The following is a 23,793-nucleotide window of genomic DNA, read 5'->3' as shown; positions in this document are numbered from 1 at the left end:
CCGCCCTGAAGGGCGTGCTCGTCTAAGATGCTGAAATCGCTTTCTCCCCCGCAAGGGGGGAGATAGAGGCGCCGCGCTTGCCCGCTATGCTGGCACCCGACACGTCTCGGTGCGATCCCCTTTTGTTCCATATTTCGCTTGGCCTTCGCCCGCTCCCGCGCTAGGTCTTGCCGGTGACCGCCGAACCGCGCCTTGTTGCCGACGACAGCCTGCTGCCCGAACCCTTCACCCGGTGGTTCGCGGCCAAGGGCTGGGCGCCGCGCGCGCATCAGCTGGAGCTGCTTGGCCAGGCCCGCGCCGGCCGCTCCATGCTTCTGATCGCGCCGACCGGCGCCGGCAAGACGCTGGCCGGCTTCCTGCCCTCGCTGACGGAACTCGCTACCCGCCCCAGGCGCCGGCCGGGCGAGCGGCCGCGCGGCGTGCACACGCTCTACATCTCGCCGCTCAAGGCGCTGGCCGTCGACATCGAGCGCAACCTCGGCAAGCCGGTCGAGGAGATCGGCCTGCCCATTTCCATCGAGACCCGCACCGGCGACACCCCCGCCCACAAGCGCCAGCGCCAGAAGCTGGCGCCGCCCGACATCCTGCTCACCACGCCCGAACAGCTGGCCCTGCTGATCGCCTCCAACGGCGCCGACCGCTTCTTCGAAGACCTGCGCTACATCGTGCTCGACGAGCTGCATTCGCTGGTCACCTCCAAGCGCGGCCACCTCTTGGCGCTCGGGCTGGCGCGCCTGCGCGCCTTCGTGCCGGACCTCACCGCGATCGGCCTCTCCGCCACCGTCGCCGAGCCCGACGAGCTGCGCCGCTGGCTGGTGCCGCAGGTGCCTTTACCCTCGCCCGCAAGGGGCGTCACAGGGCTGGCTCGCCCCGGCAGCTCGGCGAGCGCCCTGGGCGAAGCGAAAAGCCGGGGCATCGAAGCGCCTCCGACGTCAACCTGTATCCCGGCCCGCACCACGCGACCCCCCATGGCCGGCCTCATCACCGTTGCCGGCGGCGCCAAGCCCGATATCTCCATCCTCGATTCCCGCGAGCGCGTGCCGTGGTCCGGCCATTCGGCGCGCTATGCCATCCCCGAGATCTACGAGGCGATCCGACAGCACAAAATGACGCTGCTGTTCGTCAACACGCGCAGCCAGGCCGAGCTTCTGTTCCAGGAACTGTGGCGCGCCAATGAGGATGCGCTGCCGATCGCCCTGCATCACGGTTCGCTCGAAGTCGGCCAGCGCCGCCGCGTCGAGCAGGCCATGGCCGACAACGCGCTCAGCGCCATAGTCGCCACCTCGACGCTTGACCTCGGCATCGACTGGGGCGATGTCGACCTCGTCGTGCATGTCGGCGCGCCGAAGGGGGCGAGCCGCCTTGCCCAGCGCATCGGCCGCGCCAACCACCGCATGGACGAGCCCTCCAAGGCGATCCTCATCCCGGCCAACCGCTTCGAGGTGCTGGAATGCCGCGCCGCCCTCGACGCCAACTATCTCGGCGCGCAGGACACGCCGCCGCTGCTCGCCGGCACGCTGGACGTGCTGGCGCAGCACGTGCTGGGCTCGGCCTGCGCAGCCCCCTTCGACGCCGACCGGCTCTATGCCGAGATCCGCTCCGCCGCACCCTATGCCGAGCTGGAGCGCGAAACCTTCGACCGCGTCGTCGATTTCGTCGCCACCGGCGGCTATGCGCTGCGCAGTTACGAACGCTACGCCCGCATCCGCCGCACGAAGGAAGGGCTGTGGCGCGTCACCCATCCGCGCATTGCCCAACAATACCGCCTCAATGTCGGCACCATCGTCGAGATGCCGGAGCTCAATGTGCGCTATGTGCGCCAGGGCCGCGGCATGGCCGGGCGCGGCGGCCCGGTGCTCGGCAAGATCGAGGAGTATTTCGCCGAGACTTTGCGGCCCGGCGACAACTTTCTGTTTGCCGGCAAGATATTGCACTTCGAAGGCATCCGCGAAAGCGAGTGCATCGTGTCGGCCGGCACCGGCGCCAACATCATCGTGCCGAGCTATGCCGGCGGCAAGTTCCCGCTCTCCACCTATCTGGCCGAGCAGGTGCGCGCCATGCTGGCCGACCCGAAGCGCTGGCAGAACCTGCCCGAGCAGGTCGCCGAATGGCTCGCCATGCAGAAGCTGCGTTCGGTGCTGCCGAAGAAGGGCGACATGCTGGTCGAGACCTTTCCGAAGGGCAACCGCCACTACATGGTCTGCTACCCCTTCGAGGGCCGCCTCGCGCACCAGACGCTCGGCATGCTGCTCACCCGCCGGCTGGAGCGTGCCAATGCCCGCCCGCTCGGCTTCGTCGCCACCGACTATTCGCTGGCGGTCTGGGCGCTGGACGACATGGGTGCGCTGTTCAAGGCCAGGCAGCCTTCGCTTGCCGAGCTCTTCGACGAGGACATGCTGGGCGACGATCTCGACGCCTGGCTGAACGACAGCTGGATGCTGAAGCGCACATTCCGCAACTGCGCCGTCATCGCCGGCCTGATCGAGAAGCGTTTCCCCGGCCAGGAAAAGAGCGGCCGCCAGGTCACCGTCTCGGCCGACCTGATCTACGACGTGCTGCGCAGCCACGAGCCCGACCACATCCTGCTGCAGGCCACCCGCACCGATGCCGCCGCCGGCCTGCTCGATGTCAGCAGGCTTGGCCAGCTGCTCTCGCGCATCCGTGGTCGAATCGTGCATAAGGTGCTGGACCGCATTTCGCCGCTGGCCGTGCCGGTGATGCTGGAGATCGGCAAGGAGCCGGTGAATGGCGGCGCCAATGAATCGCTGCTGATGGAAGCGGCCGATCTGGTCGAAGAGGCAATGGGACCCCGATGAATTTTTCGGCGGCAAGAGCAGCAACCGCCATCGGCGCCGAGACGGTGACCGTCGCCGGCGAGCGCGCGCTGTGCGATCCGCGCGGCACGCTGTTCTTCCCGGACCTTTCGCTGCTCGCCGTCTCCGACCTGCATCTCGAAAAAGGCTCGTCCTTCGCCCGCCGCGGCGCGCTGATCCCGCCTTACGACACGATTGCTACGCTCGCCCGCCTCGAAGCGGTGATCGCCGACTATCAGCCCAGGATCGTCGTCAGCCTCGGCGACTCCTTCCATGACGGCAAGGGCGCCGAGCGCCTGCATCCCGATTTCCGCCAGCGGCTCGAAGCGCTGATGGCCGGCCGCGACTGGTTCTGGATCGCCGGCAACCATGACCCGGAAGCCCCGGCCGACTTGCCCGGCGAAACCGTGCTGGAGCTCGCCGTCGGCTCCGTGCTGTTCCGTCACGAACCATCGAAGCAGCGCGTCGAAGGCGAGATCGCCGGCCACCTCCACCCCTGCGCCCGCATCGTCCAGCGCGGCCGCTCGGTGCGCCGCCGCTGCTTCGCCGGCGACGGCACCCGCCTCATCATGCCCGCCTTCGGTGCCTACACCGGCTCGCTGAATGTGCTCGACCGCGCCTATCAGGGGCTGTTCAGGCGGGAAACGCTGATGGCTTACATGCTGGGAGCGGAGCGGGTGTTTGCGATCTCGGGGGCGATGCTTAGGCCGGGGTGAGGAATTGATGCGCGTTCGAGAATATGGATTTCGATCACCTAGAACTGCGTGGCGCGGTAGCTTTCCGCCCTCATCTTAGCAATTCGGATAACCTTTCGCCGCCTCTGGAAGCGGATCCCATTCAGCAACAGCCCAGACTAACACCTTGATTGTGGTTGTTAGACATCGCTGAAGACTCATCTCTAAGCCGGCCTACAATACTAGATGAACTTGGTGCCTTTGAGCTTCGTCATGTTGTCCTTTCTCACCGAACGCAGCTGAGGAACTTCATGACGAGCCGATAGGCCGGTTCGTAGGCAGCGAAAGCCTGCTCATGGGGCTGAAGCTCGCCGTGCAGCAGCGTGTTTCTCAGTCCGTAGATCACCTCAATCAGGGCCTCGAAGAGCTGCTGGTCGGTGCAGCGGAATTCCACATCGGCAGCTACGATATGGTTGTCGCGTCCTGCGAAGAGGTCCGTCATTGGTCGCGGGTCACAGCGCCGGTAGAGATCGAGCAAGGTGGCTCGTTGTGCCCCGGACAGCCACCCAAATTGCTCGTGCCCCTGCAAGCCGCCAACGTCGAAGCTTTCCTGTAAGATCTCAGCACGGACATTGGTGGCGTTGGCATCTGAGCGGACCGTGCTCTTCCACTGCCCATTAGTCTTCTCGACTGTATACCGCAGTCCGTAAGACGGCATCGTCTGTGGCAGATTGGCCCCACGACCGAGGCACACGGAGCGGAACGAGATGCGCTCGACGACCTCATCCCGCATCACCTCGATGTGGAAGTCATCGAGGCACACATGGAGATCGCGGATGAGTAGCTTGAACTTCTGTGCGGGTTCCGGGTCTGCGACAAGGTCACCGTTCCCATCCCGCTGCGCCGCACGCAGCAGAGGCATGATGGCGTTCCTCACCGGGTTCGGGTTCTGCTTCACATAGCGCAGCCCATCGATATCCTTGCGAGCACCGGAGGCGTAGCGATACCAAGCATTAAAGGCAGCCCAAGCCTTGATAAAGGGGCCGATGTAGTCAATCTCGGCACGGTTCATCCAATCTTGCGCATGGGGAGGCATCGGCATCAGGTGGCCTCCTCTGCTTGGATGAGGTAGGCTATTGCGGCGGCCTCGTTGTCTTCGATCGCGATTTCAACCGCATGCCTGGCTGCGGCTAGAAGAGCAGAGGCACGGGCCTTCGTTTGGACTATCTCCTGACTAAGGTGCTCGAAGGCCAACTGGTCGGCTGTGGGGATGACAGGGATAAAGAACTTCTCGACGTCCTTCGGATTTAGGTGAAGTTGCCCTGTTGCACCTGTGATGTATCGGTCTATCTGCATCTGGCCGAAAGCAGACCGGAGGTAGGTGGCAAGGTAATATGGATTAAGCGTTGACTGCCTCACCACTGTAACCTCGCTGACTGTGCCGAATTTGCCAGCCTTGTCGAACACCTGCACTTTGCCGATTGAGCCGAAGCCAATCGAGGAGATCAGGATGTCACCCTTGTGCAAGTAGAATATCGGCTCAGTTGACGCCGCTCTCAGGAAGCGTTCGTCATCGTCGATGTCTGAAAGGTCGCCGGATCTTATGATCGGGACTTCACCGTCATCAACGTACGGGACCGTGCGGCCCTTCAACACTACCCCACCAAGGCGGAAGAGTTCGAAACGGGCTGCGTGCAAACGGAACAGTTCGACAAACTTTGGCCTGTGAAACTGAGCGTCAAGGCGTCCTTCTGTGGCATAATTCGACAGCGTGGCTGTATAGGTCAGCGGATCCGGTGGGGTCCAGCCGGCAAGGTCTAGAGCGGCCAGCAGTGTGTTTGATGCCGTTAAGACCGCATTCTCGACCTCTCGCCGGATCGCCTTGGATTTTTGAATGGTCGCTCGCAAAGACTGCGCAAACTGAGGTGATACGAGAGGGGCCTGAATATTTTGAAACTCGACGAGCTTGATCTCGGGCCGAGTGGCTTTGATCCCCCGTCGGCGGAGCTGTGTCTGGCCATATCGACAATTCAGGAAGGTTGAGAGCACATAGGGGTCGTGACCAGCAGCGATCCGCAGAATGCCCACATGCGCGATCGTATTCGCTTCACCGAGCTGCTCGTCGACTACCGCACTCTTGCCAAAATACAAACCGGTCTTCGTGACAAGCACGTCGCCACTGCGAATTTTGCTCCTTGCAAGCGACTGATGATGAGCCTCCGAGATGTGTCGGACGCTGCCGATGTCGATCCAACCTTCCTTGACGTTCTCACTCAGTATGAATGGGACGCCGTGATCTTGATAGTCGGCAACCCCGTGGTCTCCGTCCGTTATCAGCGTGCATAACTCGCCCAAAGTGGCGAGGGGGAGGGGGCCTGACTGTAGCCTTAGCTGGTCGGAGACGTATGCTCGGCCATAATACTCTGCCCCGATGGTGAGCAGGTTTTCCAACTCGCTGAACGGAAGGACTGTGACCTCCAGCCCCTTCAACAGGCCATTTATGCGGCCTTGGTCGAAGGGGCGACCCGAAAAAAACTGAGTCCCTCCTTGTGGGCGAACGCCTCGAAGGCTTCGGCTATACCCTCCTTACCGGGGACTACCGTCTTGTTCGGGGCCACCGCGTCGTGCCGGAACAGGTCATGCTGAACGATGAAGTGCCCGTGCATGTCACGTGCCAAGTTGCCGTCATTGTCGCGCCGATAGACCTTGTGGCCTGAGTTGTCGACGCTCTCCACCTGCTGGGTCGCGAAGAAGATTTCGTAGTCGTCTTGCTTCTTGCACAATGGTCCAGCGCTGGCGTCGTCGTTCCATTTTTGCACGAATAGGACACTGGTCTTGGTGCCGGTGTGCGGCTTGAAGGTGTTAGGATGCAGCCCCACCACAGCCAGCACGCGGCAACGCTCCATTATGAACTCGCGTAGCCGCTGGTCGGACGAGTTGTTGAACCGCCCCTGCGGCAGCACTACCGCCATACGCCCACCGGGTTTCAGGAAGTCGAGGTTGCGCTCGACAAACAGGAGGTCGCGATCCACCGCCTTGTCAAGTTTACCGTCCCTCTTATGGGCCAATTCATAGGGTGCCAGCATGTCGGACTGCTTGATCTCCCCCGCGAAGGGCGGGTTGGCCATCAGTAGGTCGAAACGGAACTGGCGATAATCCTGTTGCCGGGGCGTGGCGCGCATCTTCCTCAGACGCTGCCACCCTGCGGCGTACGTCGACTGCCAGTCATCCTGCTTCGCCGTCTCGTCCCACTTGGTCCAGTCAAGCGTGTTGAGGTGCAACACGTTGGTCTCGCCATCGCCGGCAATCAGGTTTAGGCAGCGAGAGACGCGTACGCTCTTCTCGTCAAAGTCGATGGCGAAGACATTGTCACGCACATAGTCAACGCAGCGGTGCGGCTTCTCTTCCATTGTGAAGAGGTGGCTTTCTTCCTTGCCCATGTCGGCGATGATCTGTCGCCAGACATGGAACATAGCGTGCACGGTGAAGCCTGCCGATCCACAGGCCGTGTCGATGACGGTCTCGCCCTCTGCGGGATTCATCATCTTTACGCACATGTCGATGACCCAACGCGGCGTGAAGTATTGCCCCTTTTCGCCCTTCGACGACTTTGACACGAGATATTCGAAGGCGTCGTCGATGACGTCGAGGTTGGAGTTGAACAGCTTCCATTCTTCCAAAGAACCAACGCACACCTGAAGGTGATCTGGTGAGAGCCGGATGCGCTCATCGGCGAGGAACACACCAGGCCATTTGCGCTTGGCCTCGTCAAACAGGTTCTGAACCGCAGTCTTTAGCTGGGAGGCGGTGTTCTGGTTGCGGAATCTGAGTGCGCTACCCCGTCGGTAGGAGGTCATCTCGTCGTAGAGCTTCGTGAAGATCAGCTTGAAGACCTCCTCGAACACATCCACGCCCGCGTTGGCGAGCACCTCGTCCTCCATATCGGCAATGAGGTCGCGCAGCGACTTGGCAGATTTCCCCTCACGGACACGCTCGTCCTCCAACTCAATCAGCTTCTGAATGGTCCAAGGCTGATCGACAACCTGCTCGATGGTCTGATCCGCGCGCGGCAGATCATGGATCGGCATGAAGTAATTGGGGTTCTTGCGGTGCCAGACCTCTGCGAGCGTGCCATTGCTCCACAGGGCCAGCGGCGCGCCCGTGGCGTGGGCATAAGAACGGAGCTGCTCTTTGCCGTCCTTGTATTTAGCCTGCTTCACCTCGATGATGATGTATGGAACGGTGGGGCGGTCTGCATCAAACACCACGATATCGGCGCGTTTGGAGCTGTCGCGTCCGAAAGTGATCGGATACTCAACCTGAATGCGCGATGGTGCATAGCCTAGATTGTCGATGAGACGAGCCAGCCAAAGTTGGCGAGCGCGCTCCTCGGGCTTGAGTTGAACCTCCTTCCCTCTGATCAAGCAGGTGGCATAGGGCACGAATTTGCCCCGCACATCGCGCTCGACCGTTCGACCGTCCAGCGCGCGATGTTCTTCTTGCGAGAACAGGACAAACTCGTCAGCCGTCTCGATATTCTTGATTCCCGCCATGCTTCATACCTTCCCCACGCCCCACTCACACTCGGCGCGCATCGCAATGCTATTCGCTTCATAGCGACGAAGCCGAGCTGGGGATAGGGCTGAGGTGGCACTGATCCACCGCCTCTTCGAGGCGAACTATTGAGCGGTGCATGACGGACAGATCTATATTTCTCGGTTGATACAGAACAATAGCTCTTCGTTCAGCCGGCGCAGGCAGCTTTCGAGCCCAACACTGTCGTCGTATCAACATCTTCATCCAACTCAGTAGGTGTCTTTCCACCTCTGCAACCGCTGTAGACATGCGCGGCGGTTTCTGCGCCATAGCCAGGAGCATGGCACTGCCACGTTTCGTCGAAAGCCCCACTCACCTCTCCAGCCACCCCGCCAGTTTCTCCAGCGTCTGCAGCCCATATTCCACCGCGCCGAAGCCGATGACGATCTGGCGCCGTTCGCGGCTGGGGTGGAGTTGGCGCAGCGTCAGGATCGTCTTGCCGTCGCCCTGCTCGTCGAAGGTCACCGTGACGCGGAAGCGGTCGGGGTCGTTTGGGTCGGCCGAGCCGTGGTCCATCACGATGCGCTCGTTCGGCACGATCTCCAGGAAGCGCATCAAATTGGGGAAGCGCTGCTCCTTGCCCTCGAACGTGCCCACCATGTCGAAGCGCCAGATGCCGCCTTCGCTTATATCGGCCTCATGGCTCTCGATGCTGAGGCCGGTCGGGCCGAACCATGCGGCCAGCGCCTCGGGCTTCGTCCAGGCGGCAAACACCTTTGCGCGCGGATGGTTCAGCACCTTCACCAGCACGATCTCGCGATCGAGCGACCAGCTCTGCAGCGGGCGAACCTCGTCTTTCATCATTCCTCCCCGTCCAGATAGACATCCAGCCGCTCCAGCCGCATCGCCCAGCTGCGGCGCTCCGTTTCCATCCAGTTGGCGGCCTCGTCGAAGCGCGCCTGCACCAGCCGGCACCAGCGGCTGCGCCCGCGCTTCTCGGATGTGATGAGCCCGCATTCCTCCAGCACCTTCAGATGCTGGGCGAAGGAAGGCAGCGCCATGTCGAACGGCTCGGCCAGCACACTCACCGGCACCTCGCCCTCGGCCAACCGCGACACCACCGCGCGCCGCGTCGGGTCGCTGAGCGCGTGGAAGGCAAGGTCGAGCGGGGTCGAATGATAGGGCATGGGATTCCTTATGCCGGGCGGCGAGCGCGGTCAATGAAAGAAAGGCACTTGCCTTAGCTTTTGAGTCAACATAAAGGTACATGCCTTACTATTGAGTTGGCGATGGGCAGCATGGCATTACCAACAGTCATCCTGATGACTGTTGGAGCGCGCGCCAATTGATTGTGTTTTCGGGCGCCGCGCCCGTTGGCGCGTAAGCCAAGCGGCCCGGATGGGCCGCGCCGGCGTTTGAGGCGTTCTGGATGTGTGAACATCCAGAACCTAACCAAAAAAGGAGTCTTCTATGGCAGTACGTGTCGACCTCAACATCTCGCTCGATGGTTTCGCGACAACGACGGACCAGACGCCCGAACAGCCGATGGGGGCGGACTGGATGCGCCTCGTCGGTGCCTACATCGAGACGAAGACGATGCGCGAGCGCGTGTTCCACGACACCAGCGGCGAGGGCACGACCGGCGTCGACGACAGCTACGCCAGGGCCTATTTCGACAACATCGGCGCTGAGATCATGGGCGCCGGCATGTTCGGCCTGCACAACTTCCCCAACGATCCGGACTGGAAGGGCTGGTGGGGCGACGAGCCGCCGTTCCGCTGCCCGGTCTTCGTGCTGACCCACCGCAAGAGGCCCTCGATCGAGATGGCCGGCGGCACCACCTTCCACTTCATCGACACTACGCCGGCCGAGGCGCTGGGCAAGGCCGTTGCGGTAGCGGGCGGCAAGGATGTGCGCATCGGCGGTGGCCCCAGCACCGTGCAGCAATTCCTGAAAGCCGGCCTCGTCGACCGCCTCCACGTCGCCATCGTCCCCATCCTGCTCGGCCGCGGCATCCGCCTGTGGGACGACCTGCGCGGACTCGAAGCCGGCTACACAGTGGAGTCGGAAACGGCGGAGAGCGGCGTGATGCATTTGACGTTTGGGCGGTAGGTCTGGCCGGAGAGGGAGAGTCGGCGCCTACGCCTCTATCTCCCCCCTTGCGGGGGAGAAAGGATTTTCACGATCTTAGCGAGCATGCCCGCAGGGCAGCGCAGTCTAAGTCGTAGAAAATCCAAGAGAGGGGATCTTCAGCTGAGAGGCTTCCCCATCTATCGCGAAACGGAGATGACCTTCGAGAACAAGGTGTGTTGAGAAGCAACTTGTTTGCGTTGTGCCGGCAAATCCCCTCTCTTGCGATTTCTAGCACTTAGCCTGCGCCGCCCTGACGGGCGTGCTCGTCTAAGGTGCTGAAATCGCTTTCTCCCCCGCAAGGGGGGAGATAGAGGCGCCACGCTTCCCTCATAAAGACGTCCGCGCACTGTCCGTGATCAGCTTGACGCCGAGCGCACCGACCACCAGCCCGGCGCAGCGGTCGATCCAGGCTTTTGACCGCAGGTAGACGGCCCGTGGCCGGCGCGAGGAGAAGCCCAGCGCCACGATGGTGTACCACAGGGTTTCATTGACGAAGAGCAGTGGCGGCAGGGCGAACAGCATCCAGTGCGGCGTCGGCGAGGGCAGCAGCGCCGCGAACATCGAGGCGTAGAAGATTGCCGTCTTCGGGTTGGACAACTGCACGAACAGGCCGCGCAGCAGCGACTTCCACAACGTGCCCGTCCGTCCGTCCGTCGTTTCGGCAACCGTCAGCGGTTGCGGCGCGGCGCGCCAGATGTTGATGCCGAGCCAGATCAGATAGGCACCGCCGGCCAGCCTGAGCACAAGGTTCAGCCATTCGACCTGCAAAAGTATGGCGGTCAGCCCGGCCATGGCGATGCAGGCGAACAGGAAGCCGCCGAGCCCCATGCCGATCGCCGCCATCACGCCGTCGGCGCGCGAGCCGGAGATGGCGATGCGCGACACCACGACGAAGCTCGGGCCCGGGCTGATGGCGCCGAGCAGGAACACGCCGAGGATGGAGAAAAGGATTGCAAGCTCATGCACGGCACTTCCTCCTCTTCACCCCGCGCCGGGGCAGCTCACGGATAGTGGGGCCTCTCGCCGGCGTCCGCAATGGGACAGCGGGAGTGGTGGTTGTTCCATGGCCGGCAGCCGCGCCTGTTCCGCAACATTGACGATCGGCGAGATCGGTGGCACGGGCGCGCCTCTCCCCGGCAGGTCATGCCAGCCGATGCGAATTGAAAGCGGGACCAGCCTTCCTGCGTTCTGGAATGGATCCCCGACACTCGCCGTTCGCTTCGCTCTCCGCGAGGTCGAGGATGACGGACTTCATTTGCCGTTGTCGCTAATTGTCACGCCTGGATCCAAGCTGGAGCTTTCCCAGGAAAGTGTGTCGTGGTTTCCCGCTCAGAGGAAAGACCAGGGCGTTGGAGCGTTTCCGCCTTTGCGTGAAAACGGAAACGCTCTGATGGTTGGAGGAGGCGAAAAGGGAACTCGGTCATCCTCGACTTCGCAGGCGAGCGCAGGGAGCGGCGAGTGTCGGGGATCCATTCCGGAACATGGAAGGATGGCCACCGCCGAAGCACTGCCATAGCGATTGCCCTCAGGAGAGGGCCGGCAGGCAGCACCGACAGTCGGACCTACACCGCGCGAACCTCGGCCAGCCGCCTTTTCGAATAGTCGTCATCCCAGCAGACGGCGGCTTCCCAGGCGGCGGATGCCTGGGCGGCGATGTCGTGCGCGGCCCCTTTCAGCCCGGCGGCGTTGTGCGGCAGCACCAGATCGAGGTCGGGCACGTCGACATGCGACTCGTCCCAGTCGATCATCGCGACCCGTTCCGCGGTGATGCGGATGTTGCGCGGGTTGGGGTCGCCGTGGACGACCGCGGTCTGGCGCCCGGCGAGCCGCGCCCACGCAGCCCGGCAGCGCGCCACCCCTTCGGACGGCATGGCGGTCAGGTCGACCTTCGTGCCGGTGGTGGCGGAAAGCAGGTCGGTCGAGGAGCACCAGCCCGGGCGCTGCGGCCAGCCCGACGTCAGCCGATGCAGATGCCGCAACGCCTCGGCGACGCGGCGCCAGTCGGCCTCCGTCTCGGGTGGTCCACCCTCGACATAGCGCATCACCATAAGGCCGTCCGCGAACAGCTTGCCGTCCCGCGTCGGGATCGGCACCGGCACGCTCATGCCGTTGTGGTCGAGATGTTGCAGCAGCCCGGCCTCCCAGGCGAGATCGGCGTCGCTGTGCGAGCCCAGCCGGGCGACCGCCAGTGTACCGCCGACACGCACGCTCCACACATCGTTGGCCACGCCGCCGGAGAGCGCTTCGATGCGGGTCGCGCCCCACAGCTCCAACGTTTCCCATCCCACTGGCGATGTCCCCATTCCTTGCACGCGCCTTGAGTAGAGCAGGGGTGGTTGCCGGGCAACGTGCCCGGGCGAAACGCGGCTGCACCCGGCGATCTGGTCGGCGGTGCGGCGGCCGCTTCGCAACCCCATGCCCCTGCGATTGCGCTTTCAGCAGGTCCATGACGTCGACGGACCGGAAACTTGGCATTGACGCTGGACGCAAGGCGGCGAAAACTCAGCCGTGTCTCGTGGCAGATGGTGTCAGTTTCAGGAAGGGAGACCGGTACATGAACAAGGCCAGCGTGCGCAGCAGGTTGAGTGATCTGGCTTCGGCCGAACTGGACGGCGCCAGGGCCGCCTATGCCGAGCACCTTCAGGCGAGCAAGCCGCTCGAGGATGAGGCGACCGACGCCGACGATCAGGCCCAGGCCTGGACGCAGGCGGAGCTCGCGGAAGACCTCGAAAAGATGGTGCGCACCGCCGAAGCCAAGGTCGCGGCGCTGAACACGCTCGACTTCGGGCCGAAAGAGGTTGTCGAACCGGGCGCGATCGTGACCGTCGATGGCCGCCACTTCGTCATCGGCATCACCATGGATCACTTCACCTGCGACGGCGTCGAGCTGACCGGCCTGTCGCCGCGCGCGCCGTTCTATCTGGCGATCGACGGGCTGGAGAAATCCGACACCGCCGAGTTCGGTGGTCGCACCGTCAGGGTCGACGACATCCTCTGAGCCGCAACCAACGCGCATCGCGCCGGTCGGCTGGACCGGCGCAGCACCTCGCAGGCGCAGATGGTCTGCACGGGCGCATTTGCCGACCCGCCTAGGCGCCCATGCCGGCAAGCAATTCGTCGAGCTGCTCGAGCTGCTCCGGCAATCCGGCTGCCGAGCCCTGCAGCGCTTCCTCGAGCGCCTCCTTGGACGGATAGACCTCGTGGAAGGTCAGGAGCGTCCCGCCGCCCTGGTCCTCGAAGGTCACGGTCGTGATCGCGCCTTCTTCGCCTTCGTCGTTGGTCCACACGATGCGCTCGTTCGGCACCACCTCGAGATATTTGCCGTAGAAGGCCATGGTGTCCGAACCGCCGGTGCTGAATTCCAGCCGATACTTCCCGCCGGTGCGGACGTCCATGGCGCACGAAACCAGCGCAACGCCGGATACCGATCTTGGCATCCACCAGCGCTGGAACAGCTCCGGCCGGCTCCATGCCCGGTAAACCATGCCCGGCGGCGCATCGAATGTCCGCGTCACGACGAGTTCGCGATCTCCCCTGCGCTCGATCGACGTGGGGTTCGGCGCACCGCCTGCATTGCTAGCCTGCCGATCCATCGTTTTCCTCCTGTTTCATTTCGCTGATGATTGCGTCCAGTGCCTCGAAACGGGCCTCGAAGAGCTTGCGGTGCGCCTCGATCCACTCCGCCTCGGCCTCGAGGCCGCGTTTCCCGAGCGCGCAGGTCCTGACCCGTCCGACCTTGCGCGTCACGACGAGCCCCGCGCGCTCCAGAACCTGGACGTGCTTCTTCATGCCGGTCAGCGTCATCTGGAACCTGTCGGCGAGGCTGGTGATCGACGCGTCCGCCCGGCCAAGCTGATCGATGATTCCGCGGCGGGTGGCATCGGACAGCGCTGCAAACGAGCGATCGAGCGGGAGATCTAAATACTGAACCATGTAGTTCAGTATAGGGTCGACCCGCACGAAGCGCAAGCGTTCACAGCTTTCCCAGCCCGGTCATTCGATGGCCGCGGCAGCAGGATCGTCTGCCGCGGTGTGGACTTCCGGATGCCGGGGAGTTGCCGGTCCTCCAGCCATCCGCCTCAGCCCGCCCGGCAGTCGTAATGCAGGGCAGCGATGTCGGAATCGGGCAGCCGGCGCTGGCCGAGCAGCCGGAACGGCGCGGTCACGCCGGGTTCGAAGGTGGGCACGCCGCCGCCCAGCACGACATTGCCGACCAGAAGGTGGAACTCGTCGACCAGGCCATGCCGCAGCAGGTCGTTGAACAGGACGTGGCTGCCGAAGATCAGCAGGTCGTCGCCGGCCTGCGTCTTGAGCGCGGCGATGCGCTGGTGCGCGGAGGACCTTTTCACCACCTCGGCATCGGCCCAGGGCGAGCTCTGCGCCACGACGAAGCTGTCGCTGACGATCAGCTTGCGGGAGGCGTCGCAACGCTCGGCGATCTCGCGCTGCACCGGGTCGCTGCCGCGATCGACATTCGGCCAGTAGCCTTCGAACATCGGAAAGGTGACGGCACCGAACAGCAGCGTGCCGGCGCTGCGCATCAGGTCGAGGTTGTGGACGCCGAACGCCGGCCCCATCGGCAGCCCGTCGAGCCGTCCGCCCGGGCCGGCGCAGTAATTGTCGAGGGAACTCAGAATGCTGACGACGAGCTTGGCCATCGGAAATCTCCTTGTGCGGCACAACGCAGTCCCGAACCATCCGGGCCTGTCATTGCCTTGGAGACATCGCGACGCTGAAACTCATCGCTGCGCGGCGAAAAAAGTTCGGAAGGGTTCTCACCAAACACATCGACGTTCCGGAATGGATCCCCGACACTCTTCGCTTCGCTACGAGGTCGAGGATGACGGACGTCATGAACTGCCGGCGCTCATTGTCATCGCCGGCGTCACCATCAACGCCGCCAAAACATCTCCGCCAACAACATCCCTGTCATCATCGACGTTGGAGATTGGCCGAAGCGCTCTTTACTCTCGTCATCCTCGACCTCGTAGCGAAGCGAAGAGTGTCGGGGATCCATTCCGGAACGCTGGTGAGGACCACGCCGCCCACATCACCGCTGGGATTATGTGTTCACCGAAACACGGAACATTCAGGCTCTGCGCAATTCCGGACAGAACTGCTGTCCAGGATCGCGCCGGGTCAAATTTCCTCGCGCATGCCGAAGCGGCGGCAAACCGCGGGGTCAATGAAGCTGTCGATGGCGGCGATGCGGCCGTCCGCGAAGCTGAGCAGCACGACGCCGCCGGGCCGGAAACGGTCGTCGCCGGCCTGCCTGATGTAGCAGGCGAAACCGGGCTGGCCGTTGCCGCGCAGCGGTTCCAGCCGCCAGGGCGTCTGGAACACGCGCTCGGCGAAGAATTTTTCGACGAAGGCGCGGCCATCGAACCAGGCCGGCAGCGGCGGCATGGTGAAGCGGACGTCGTCGCTGAGCAGCTCGACCATCGCCGCGATGTCGCGGCTTTCCCAGGCGGCGAGGAAGGCCTGCAGCAGCCGTTCGAGCCCCTGCGGGTCGACGGGCTGCTTCTCGCCGATGTCGGTCTTCGCCCGCATCGTCTGCCGCGAGCGCTGCAGCGCGCTGTTGGCCGACGCCACGCTGGTGCCCAGCATGTCGGCGGTCTCGACTGCCGAATAGCCGAGCACTTCGCGCAGCAGCAGCACGGCGCGCTGCAGGCCGGGCAGGTGCTGCAGCATGGCGACGAAGCCGAGCCCGATGGATTCGCGGCGCAGCAATATCGCTGCCGGATCGTCATCGTCCGCCAGTTCGCCGTCCGGCAGCGGTTCCAGCCAGAGCGGTCCCTCGATCGGCTCGCCCAGTTCCGCCGTTGCCCGAAGCGGTGCGGCGCGGTCGCCCGACCTCAGGCGCCGGGGGCGTTTGGCAATCATGCGCAGGCAGATGCGGGTGGCGATGCTGGTCAGCCAGGTGCCGGGCGAACTGCGGCCCTCGAACGTGCCGAGGCCACGCCATGCCGCAAGCAGCGTCTCCTGCAGGGCATCGTCGGCGTCGAAGGGGGAGCCGAGCATGCGGTAGCAATGCGTGTGCAGCCGCCTGCGGTAAGGCTTCACCAGCTGGTCGAAGGCCGCTGCATCGCCGGCTTGCGCCTGCCGCAGCCATTCGTCTTCAGCCGGTTCGGCAGGTTGCCCGACGACAGCCTGTCGCGCCGCATGGTGTGACATGTCGAAAATCCGTGGGGCTTGTTCGCTCGCTGGGTGGTACCTTAGTAGGCGCCTTCGTTGCTGGGAAGCATTGCCTTGCCTTAACGGCTGCGCTTGTGAACTCCCCCTCTCCGTCTCGGGCACGGCGGCTTTGCCGCCGTCTTGCCCGAGACGGAGAGGGGCGCTTACGCCATAGGCGATTGCGCCGGACCTGCCGACTTCCCGTCGCTTACATCAACGGCACGCCTTTGCCGCCGCGAGCGCCCCGGCGCGGGCGGGCTGCGGCAGGTTCCCGATCCGCTGCACGGCGGCGTAGAATTTCGGGTAGTCGCCGGCGCAGAGATCGAACAGGCGCAGGAATGCCGGCACCTGTTCGCCATAGACGGCGGTGGCGGCGAGCTTGGCGTTGTTGATCGGGGCGGCGAACCAGGCGTCATAGCCCCGGTATCCCGCCCAGCGCCCGTCGCGCATCGACCGGTAGCGCGCCCGCAGCGTCTCGATCGTGGCTGCCTTGGCCGCCGCCTTCTGTTCAGGCGTTCGTGCGCTTTGATAGACCTGCTGCAGCTCCTCGCGGGTCGTCGCCAGCAGGCCGAGGAAATCGGCCCGGCGCCTGCGATCGGCCTCGTAGCGGCGCAGCCCGGCGAGATTGCCGCTGGCGCGCAGCCATTTGCGCACCCCGCTGGTTTCGACCGCCACCGCGAAGGCCTCGTTGAAGGCGGAGTCGCCTTTCACATAGACGCGCTGATGCGCCAGTTCGTGGAAGATCAGGCTGGCGAGGAAGGTGTCGTTCTGGCCGAGCATGGTCGACAGCAGCGGATCGCTCGACCAGCCGAGCGTCGAATAGGCGGTGACGCCGGTGACGTGGACGTCGAACCCTTCCTTCTGCAGTGCGACGGCGTTTTCGGCTGCCTCCTTGCGATCGAAATAGCCGCGATACGGTACGCAGCCGAAAACCGGAAAGCACCAGGTTTGGGGTGCCAGCGAGAATTGTGGCGCGGCGAAAACCGCCCAGGTCACAGCTTCGCGCCCGATGTCAGCATAGCTGCGGTAGCTGCTGTTGTCGGGCAGCGCCAGCGCGTCCGTCGCGTATTGCCGGATGGCGCTTGCCGACATCAGCCTGGCGCGCAGCGCCTGCGGCGTTGCCGGGTTCTGGATCAGCCTGCCCACATCTTTCCGCGCCGCCATGATCTCGACATGGCCTTCGAGCGACCTGGCGTAATAGGAAATGCTGGTGCAGCCGGCCACGCCCGCCGCCATGACCGCCGCCACGATCAACCGAAAAACGCGTTTCACCGGCAGCCCCGCCTCGTTCCGATCGCCCGGTCTCAACAGGCGCGGCGGTTTTCGTCAAGGCCCGGCGGGGATGGCAGATCGGGTTTTCGAGCACCGTTGCGCCGACACCTCGACTTCCGTCATCCCGGATCATTCGCTGCGCTTCCTCCGAGGTCGAGGATGACGCGTGCCCAACTTCGCAGGAACCCCGTTCGCGCCGTCGCGTTCGACAAGCATCACCTCATGGAGGACCGTCAGGATGAACACCGCACCACAACTGGCCTTTGCCGGCGATTGCCGGCAGGCGTTCGAATTCTATGCCCGGCTGATGGGCGGGGTGATCACGGTGATGAACACCTTCGGCGCCAATGAGGACAAGGCCCTGCCGCCGGGTTCGACCGCCGCCGCGCCCGACCAGGTCCGCTTCGCCGAACTCAGCCTTGGCCACTCCGTGCTGCGCGGCAATGACGTGCCGCCCGACCAGCATGTGCCGATGCAGGGCTTCAGCGTCTCGCTGCACATCGAGGGCGCCAACGAGGCACGCCGCATCTTCGAAGCGCTGAGCGAAGGTGGCACCGTGACGACGCCGCTGGCCGAGGTCGACTGGGCGGACCGGGTCGACTTGGTCGACCGGTTCGGCATGGTGACGGATCGGTTCGGCGTGCCCTGGCTGGTGCTGGCGGTGAAGGGTTAGGGCACCTCTCCACCACAGCATCACGTGTCATCAGCCGGCAGGAAAGCGTCCTCATGGCAGGCCCTGTCAGTTGAAAGGCGCTTCGGTTCCGTGACAGAGTTCCCGTCGCGGCAGGAGCGTTACCGTGTCCGCGGAACGCTCCAACTCCTGTTTTCACGCAATCGCGGGCGGAAAAGCGGTTTTCCTGGAATTGCTTTTGTGGCGACGCCTGATCGTCTTTTCCGGTCGAATCCATCTTCCGACTGCTTCGAAGTCGGACTACGGAAACGGATTTGGCATGGTGGATTTTGATCGCATCGAAAAAATGATCGCGGCGGTGCCGCCCGCTTTGGCGCTGCGTGCCGGGCTGGAGCTTGGCATCTTCACGCGGCTCGGTGGCGGCGCGCAGACCGCCGACAGCCTTGGCGCTGCGCTCGACGTCGATCCCGATCGCCTGTCGCGGCTCCTCTACGCGCTGGCCAGCATCGATCTCCTGGAAGTCGTGGATGGTCGATTTCGCAACGGAGCCGAAGCATCGGCCTTCCTCGACGCATCTCGGTCGACCTATCGCGGTGGTGATCATGCGCTGCTGCGCGAGCTCTGGGGTGCCGACCTCTTGACTGCGGACTCGCTGCGCCAGAACCGGCCGGCCGCGCTGCACGATTTTTCGGAAGCGGGCCGCGAGGAGGCGGCGGCCTTCAGCCGCATGCTCGCCCCGGGCGGGGTGATCTTCGGCCGCCATCTGGCGCAGGCCATGGACCTCTCGGCGACCGGCTCGGCGATCGACATCGGCGGCGGGGCCGGAACCATTCTCGTCGGGTTGCGCGAGCGGTGGCCGCGGATTTCGGCGACGCTGATGGAACTCCCGACGGTCGCGGCGGCAGCACCGGATATCCTGTTGGAATACGGCGCCGGCGACGTGGTTGTCGAAGAGGGCGACATAACGCTCGCGCCATCGGCAGGCCGGCACGATCTCGCGATCCTCAAGGCTGTCGTCCAGGTGCTGCCGCCGGACAAGGCGCGCAGCGCGATCCTGAACGCGGCGCGTTGCCTCAACGCCGGCGGTGAGATCGCCATCGCGGGATGGGGCGTCGTTGACGACGGCCGCCTTAGCCCGCCCGAGGGCGTCTTTCTCAACCTCACCTTCCTGAACCTCTATCGCCACGGTGAGGCCTACACGGAAGGTCAGTATCGCGCGTGGATGACCGAGGCCGGGTTCCACGACATCTCCCGGTCGTCACTGGCGGATGGCAGCACCCTGTTTCGTGCGCGCCTCGCGGGCTGATCTGCCGGGTTGCGGCATCGGTCTTCGACCGGGTCGCTTCGCTCCCTTCGACGGGGAGCGTAATTCGCTGTTTGCCAATCGCTGTCGCGACGTCGAGCTGTTCTCGGCCGCGTAGCCTTCCTCAACGTTCCGGCATCCGCCATCCTTCTGTCGCTTCGTTCCACACGGGCCGAGGATGACGGGAGTCCCTGTTCGCCTCGTCATAGTTGAACGTCGTGAGCCGCTGCACCTTCGTCTGCGTTCCGGCATGGATCCCCGACACTCTCCGCTCGCTGCGCTCCCTGCGAGGTCGAGGATGACGGGCTTCATTGAGCGCCGGCGCTGATTGTCAGCGTCAGCTCTGGCATCGCCGCCCGTCTGCACTGGCATCGCTCGTCGGCGACGGCACCGCGTAATCGCCAACGTTGGAGATTGGCTGACACGCCGCTCTCCCCGTCATCCTTCGACCTCGGAGCGACCGCAGGGAGTGGAGAGTGTCGGGGATCCATGCCGGAACACCGAGGAAGGCTCGGCGATCCAGAACTTCCCTCTCCAGCGAAAGCCCGCCCAGTCACATCCTCCGCCCGCGCGAGTCACTCCCCCGCGCGGCGGAAAGGATGCACTACACCACGATGAAATCCGCGCTGGTCAGCGCGAGGCCGGCTTCGAGCACGGCGAAGTCGGTGAAACCGCCGGCGGCGTCGCCATTGGCGTCGTAGGTGAGATGGCCGCTGGTCGGATCGTAGATGATGCGGTCGTCGGCATCGTGCGCCGCCGTGCCGACATGGAAGGCGGCCGCGTCGAGCGCACCCGGCGCGCCAAGCGCGCTGAAGACGGCGTTGTCCAGCCAGATCGTGTCGTCGACCACCGAGAAGTCGGCGATCCTGTCGACATTCGAGCCGGGGTTGAGCGCGGTGTCGAACACGAATGTGTCGTTGCCGTCGCCGCCGACCAGCGTGTCGTTGCCGAAGCCGCCGGCAAGCGTGTCGTCGCCGGCACGGCCGTCCAGCCTGTTGGCGCCTGTGTTGCCGGTCACGACATTGTCGAGGTCGTTGCCGCTGCCGTTCAGGTTGCCGCTGCCGGTCAGCGTCAGGTTCTCGATGTCGCCCTTGAAGGTCGTGGTGTTCGAGAGCGAGACGGACATGCTCGACTTCACCGTGTCGATGCCGTCGGGAGGAATGCCGCCATCGTCGGCTTCATCGACGCGGTCGTCGGCGCTGTCGATGACATAGGTGTCGTTGCCGGTGCCGCCCCACAGCTTGTCGCCGCCGGCGCCGCCGTCGAGCACATCGTTGCCGTCGCCGCCATAGAGCCGGTCGCGCCCGCTGCCGCCTTCGAGTGTGTCGTTGCCAACTTCGCCGGACAGGAAATCATTGTCGCCGCCGCCGCGCAGCACATTGGCGGCGGTGCTGCCGACCATGGAATCGTCGAACGCCGAGCCGTCGACATTCTCGATGCCCACATAGGTATCCTGGGCCCTGTCGGGGTAATGTTGCGGATCGCCGACGCCGCGTCCGAGTTCGAGATCGAGCGTTATGTAGCCGGGGGCATCGGCGTAGCTCACCGTGTCGTTGCCGGCGCCGCCATCGAGCACGTCGCCGCCAAGACCCGCATGCAGCGTGTCGTTGCCGGTGCCGCCGTAGAGCTCATCGCGCCCGGCATCGCCCGACAGGGTGTCATTGCCTTCGTCGCCCCAGAGCTGGTCGTCGCCGTCGCCGCCCTTGATGCTGTCGTCGCCGCGAAAGCCGAAAAGACGGTCCTTGCCGCCGAAACCGAGGATCTGGTCGGCGCCGTTGCCGCCGTACAGCTGATCGTCTTTTTCAGTACCGGGAATATAGGCCATGGTGGATCTCATCTCCGTGACAAGCCCCATAGCCCTGCGGCGCGTGCTGCACGCCAGACACTTCAGCAGGCCCGTTGCCGTCCCATGGCCTGCCGGAGCGCATGCGCTCCCTTCAGTATCGGGGCGATGGTGGCATACGGAACTTGACCATTTTATGACCCCGACGGGACACGAGCCGGTTCCACTTCGTCACCGTTCCGGCATGGCTCGCCGACCAGTCGCTGCGCTCCCTTCGACGTGGAACGTAGTTGGCTGTTCGCCTTTGCCAATCGCTGTCGCGACGTTGAGCTGTTCTCGGCCGCGGAGCCTTCCTCAACGTTCCGGCATGGATCCCCGACACCCTTCGGTCGCTTCGCTCCCTACGGGGTCGAGGATGACGGACTTCACAGAGCGCCGACGCTGATTGTCAGCGTTGGTGCTGACATCGTCGCCCGCCGGCACCACGTCATCGCCAACGTTGAAGATTGGCCGACACGCCGCTCTCCCCGTCATCCTCGACCTCGGAGCGACCGCATGGAGCGGAGAGTGTCGGGGATCCATGCCGGAACGCCGAGGAAGGCACAGTGGTCCAGGACAGTTCGGCCAAAACGAAGGTGAGCGGGAACTCCGCGCGTGCAAGGGGGCAGGAACCAGCGTGACCGGGGCAGGTCCCGATTCCACTGGCAGAAACCCATGACTGTTCAAAAGCCGGCTATCTGTTTGCGTTATCCGGCATAAAGGCGTTATTGGCTTTGCCGACTTACAGACGATGCGGAGAGAAATCATGCTGGGCTGGTTCAGGCGGCTGCTGCCGCGCGAAGACCGTTTCTTCGACCTGTTCGAACAGCATTCCCGCACCGTCGTCGGTGGCGCGGAAGCCCTGCAGCAGCTGCTGTCCGGCAAGGATGTCGAGCGCTGGTGCAGGGAGATCGTTGAGCTCGAAAACCAGGCCGACGCGATCACCGCCGAAGTACTGCTGGCGGTGCGCCGCTCCTTCATCACGCCCTTCGACCGCGGCGACATCAAGGACCTGATCCAGTCGATGGATGACGCCATCGACATGATGCACAAGACCGTCAAGACGGTGAAGCTGTTCGAGAAGCGCGAATTCGATCCGCTGATGCAGGAGATGGGTGCCGTCATCGTCGAGGCGGCCAAGCTCGTGGCAGAGGCGATCCCGCTGCTCAACAAGATCGGCACGCACACGACACGGCTCAACGCCATCGCCGAGCAGGTGATGCGCGTCGAGGGCCGCGCCGACGACCTGCATGAGCAGGGGCTGAAGGACCTCTTCCGCCGCCACGGCAAGTCCGATCCGATGGCCTACATGATCGGCTCCGAGATCTACGGTCAGCTCGAGAAGGTGGTCGACCGTTTCGAGGACGTCGCCAACGAGATCAGCGGCATCGTCATCGAGAACGTCTGACCGCCATGGACCCGACCATTGCCTTTCCGATCCTGGTCGCGCTTATCGGCGTCGCGCTGTTCTTCGATTTTCTGAACGGCCTGCACGATGCCGCCAACTCCATCGCCACGATCGTCTCGACCCGGGTACTGCGGCCGCAATATGCCGTGCTGTGGGCGGCCTTCTTCAACTTCATCGCCTTCACCGTCTTCGGCCTGCATGTCGCCGAGACCATCGGCAAGGGCATCGTCGATGCCGATATCGTCACGCCCGGCGTCATCTTCGCGGCGCTGACCGGGGCAATCGTCTGGAACATCGTCACCTGGCTCGCCGGCATCCCGTCCAGCTCCTCGCATGCGCTGATCGGCGGGCTGGTCGGCGCCGGTCTCGCCAAGACCGGCCTCAGCGCCATCGTCTGGAGCGGGCTTCTGAAAACGGTCGCGGCCATCGTGCTGTCGCCGCTCACCGGTTTTGTGCTGGCGCTCGTCCTGGTGCTGATCGTGTCCTGGGTGTGCGTGCGGCAGACGCCGTTCGCCGTCGACAGCTCCTTCCGCGTGCTGCAGTTCTTCTCGGCCTCGCTCTATTCGCTCGGCCATGGCGGCAACGATGCGCAGAAGACCATGGGCATCATCGCCGTGCTGCTCTATTCGCAGGGCATGCTGGGCGACAAATTTTACGTGCCGTTCTGGGTGGTCATCACCTGCCAGAGCGCGCTGGCCTTCGGCACGCTGTTCGGCGGCTGGCGCATCGTGCACACGATGGGCTCCAAGATAACCAGGCTCAATCCCATGCAGGGCTTCTGCGCCGAAACCGGCGGCGCCATCACCCTGTTCGCGGCGACCTGGCTCGGCGTGCCGGTGTCGACCACGCACACCATCACCGGCGCCATCATCGGCGTCGGTGCCGCACGCCGCGTCTCGGCGGTGCGCTGGGGCATCGCCGGCAACATCGTCATCGCCTGGGTGGTGACCTTGCCGGCCACCGCCGCGATCGCCGCCCTGACCTACCTGGCGCTCAGCCTGTTCTAGCCACCGGGCTCAGCAGCAAT

General features: G+C 64.2%; 21 protein-coding genes. 8 read left to right on the top strand and 13 right to left on the bottom strand.

The features are described 5' to 3' along the window. Positions 1–173: 173 nt before the first annotated feature. The gene (locus C1M53_RS06520; protein ID WP_129411496.1) at positions 174–2,816 is read left to right on the top strand and encodes a ligase-associated DNA damage response DEXH box helicase; all 2,643 of its coding nucleotides are present in this window, start codon (positions 174–176) and stop codon (positions 2,814–2,816) included. Then, positions 2,813–3,529, top strand: coding sequence for a ligase-associated DNA damage response endonuclease PdeM (pdeM, locus tag C1M53_RS06515; RefSeq protein WP_129411495.1), 717 nt, complete (start codon positions 2,813–2,815; stop codon positions 3,527–3,529). The genes C1M53_RS06520 and pdeM overlap by 4 nt, the downstream gene beginning before the upstream one ends. 244 nt (positions 3,530–3,773) lie before the next feature. Here the strand turns inward: pdeM and C1M53_RS06510 are convergent, their stop codons facing one another. The 5 genes from C1M53_RS06510 to C1M53_RS06490 all read right to left on the bottom strand — a co-directional run bounded on the left by C1M53_RS06510 (position 3,774) and on the right by C1M53_RS06490 (position 9,210). Further along, on the bottom strand, positions 3,774–4,589 hold the full coding sequence (locus C1M53_RS06510; RefSeq protein ID WP_129411494.1) for a hypothetical protein: 816 nt from the start codon (positions 4,587–4,589) through the stop codon (positions 3,774–3,776). Next, a complete protein-coding gene (locus C1M53_RS06505) occupies positions 4,589–5,977 on the bottom strand; it encodes a restriction endonuclease subunit S (protein WP_165358066.1) in 1,389 nt (462 codons plus the stop codon). Before C1M53_RS06505 ends, C1M53_RS06510 begins: the two co-directional genes overlap by 1 nt. A gap of 8 nt (positions 5,978–5,985) precedes the next feature. Beyond that, positions 5,986–8,040 (bottom strand): N-6 DNA methylase, encoded by a 2,055-nt coding sequence (locus C1M53_RS06500; RefSeq protein ID WP_129411492.1) that lies wholly within the window; start codon positions 8,038–8,040, stop codon positions 5,986–5,988. Positions 8,041–8,395: 355 nt separating this feature from the next. Next, entirely contained in the window at positions 8,396–8,884 is a 489-nt protein-coding gene (locus tag C1M53_RS06495) for an SRPBCC family protein (RefSeq protein ID WP_129416052.1), read from the bottom strand. After that, a complete protein-coding gene (locus tag C1M53_RS06490) occupies positions 8,884–9,210 on the bottom strand; it encodes a metalloregulator ArsR/SmtB family transcription factor (protein WP_129411491.1) in 327 nt (108 codons plus the stop codon). The genes C1M53_RS06495 and C1M53_RS06490 overlap by 1 nt, the downstream gene beginning before the upstream one ends. Positions 9,211–9,493: 283 nt before the next feature. Here C1M53_RS06490 and C1M53_RS06485 point away from each other — a divergent pair, with 283 nt between their 5' ends. Further along, positions 9,494–10,135, top strand: coding sequence for a dihydrofolate reductase family protein (locus C1M53_RS06485; RefSeq protein WP_129411490.1), 642 nt, complete (start codon positions 9,494–9,496; stop codon positions 10,133–10,135). Between the two features lie 348 nt (positions 10,136–10,483). Here the strand turns inward: C1M53_RS06485 and C1M53_RS06480 are convergent, their stop codons facing one another. Beyond that, the gene (locus tag C1M53_RS06480; protein ID WP_129411489.1) at positions 10,484–11,122 is read right to left on the bottom strand and encodes a LysE family transporter; all 639 of its coding nucleotides are present in this window, start codon (positions 11,120–11,122) and stop codon (positions 10,484–10,486) included. Between the two features lie 596 nt (positions 11,123–11,718). Beyond that, positions 11,719–12,444, bottom strand: a complete 726-nt coding sequence (locus tag C1M53_RS06475; RefSeq protein ID WP_129411488.1) for a phosphotransferase — start codon at positions 12,442–12,444, stop codon at positions 11,719–11,721. 266 nt (positions 12,445–12,710) lie between these two features. Here C1M53_RS06475 and C1M53_RS06470 point away from each other — a divergent pair, with 266 nt between their 5' ends. Continuing rightward, complete coding sequence (locus C1M53_RS06470) at positions 12,711–13,154, top strand: hypothetical protein (protein ID WP_129411487.1); 444 nt, start codon at positions 12,711–12,713, stop codon at positions 13,152–13,154. Positions 13,155–13,245: 91 nt separating this feature from the next. Here C1M53_RS06470 and C1M53_RS06465 read toward each other — a convergent pair whose 3' ends face one another. The 5 genes from C1M53_RS06465 to C1M53_RS06445 form a co-directional block, all read right to left on the bottom strand. Next, positions 13,246–13,749, bottom strand: coding sequence for an SRPBCC family protein (locus tag C1M53_RS06465; protein WP_129411486.1), 504 nt, complete (start codon positions 13,747–13,749; stop codon positions 13,246–13,248). Continuing rightward, positions 13,733–14,089, bottom strand: a complete 357-nt coding sequence (locus C1M53_RS06460; RefSeq protein WP_129416051.1) for a metalloregulator ArsR/SmtB family transcription factor — start codon at positions 14,087–14,089, stop codon at positions 13,733–13,735. The genes C1M53_RS06465 and C1M53_RS06460 overlap by 17 nt, the downstream gene beginning before the upstream one ends. A 146-nt stretch (positions 14,090–14,235) precedes the next feature. Further along, complete coding sequence (locus C1M53_RS06455; protein ID WP_129411485.1) at positions 14,236–14,814, bottom strand: dihydrofolate reductase family protein; 579 nt, start codon at positions 14,812–14,814, stop codon at positions 14,236–14,238. A gap of 481 nt (positions 14,815–15,295) precedes the next feature. Further along, entirely contained in the window at positions 15,296–16,330 is a 1,035-nt protein-coding gene (locus tag C1M53_RS06450; RefSeq protein WP_129411484.1) for an RNA polymerase subunit sigma-70, read from the bottom strand. 213 nt (positions 16,331–16,543) lie between these two features. Further along, complete coding sequence (locus C1M53_RS06445) at positions 16,544–17,602, bottom strand: aminopeptidase (RefSeq protein WP_245488467.1); 1,059 nt, start codon at positions 17,600–17,602, stop codon at positions 16,544–16,546. A gap of 238 nt (positions 17,603–17,840) precedes the next feature. Between C1M53_RS06445 and C1M53_RS06440 the strand changes: the two genes are divergently transcribed. Both C1M53_RS06440 and C1M53_RS06435 read left to right on the top strand, forming a co-directional pair. Further along, positions 17,841–18,275, top strand: coding sequence for a VOC family protein (locus C1M53_RS06440; RefSeq protein ID WP_129411483.1), 435 nt, complete (start codon positions 17,841–17,843; stop codon positions 18,273–18,275). Between the two features lie 277 nt (positions 18,276–18,552). Further along, positions 18,553–19,539 carry a methyltransferase gene (locus C1M53_RS06435; protein ID WP_129411482.1) on the top strand — a complete coding sequence of 329 codons (987 nt, stop codon included), beginning with the start codon at positions 18,553–18,555 and terminating at the stop codon, positions 19,537–19,539. Between the two features lie 601 nt (positions 19,540–20,140). Here C1M53_RS06435 and C1M53_RS32315 read toward each other — a convergent pair. Then, on the bottom strand, positions 20,141–21,361 hold the full coding sequence (locus tag C1M53_RS32315; protein ID WP_281040921.1) for a calcium-binding protein: 1,221 nt from the start codon (positions 21,359–21,361) through the stop codon (positions 20,141–20,143). Positions 21,362–22,124: 763 nt separating this feature from the next. Here C1M53_RS32315 and C1M53_RS06425 point away from each other — a divergent pair. Both C1M53_RS06425 and C1M53_RS06420 read left to right on the top strand, forming a co-directional pair. Continuing rightward, positions 22,125–22,766 carry a DUF47 domain-containing protein gene (locus C1M53_RS06425; protein ID WP_129411480.1) on the top strand — a complete coding sequence of 214 codons (642 nt, stop codon included), beginning with the start codon at positions 22,125–22,127 and terminating at the stop codon, positions 22,764–22,766. A gap of 5 nt (positions 22,767–22,771) precedes the next feature. After that, positions 22,772–23,773 carry an inorganic phosphate transporter gene (locus C1M53_RS06420; protein WP_129411479.1) on the top strand — a complete coding sequence of 334 codons (1,002 nt, stop codon included), beginning with the start codon at positions 22,772–22,774 and terminating at the stop codon, positions 23,771–23,773. Positions 23,774–23,793: the final 20 nt, after the last annotated feature.

The sequence above is a fragment of the Mesorhizobium sp. Pch-S genome (genome assembly GCF_004136315.1).
GTDB lineage: Bacteria > Pseudomonadota > Alphaproteobacteria > Rhizobiales > Rhizobiaceae > Mesorhizobium.
The sequence above is the reverse complement of the archived record's forward strand: the minus strand, read 5'-3'. Positions and strand labels throughout refer to the sequence as shown.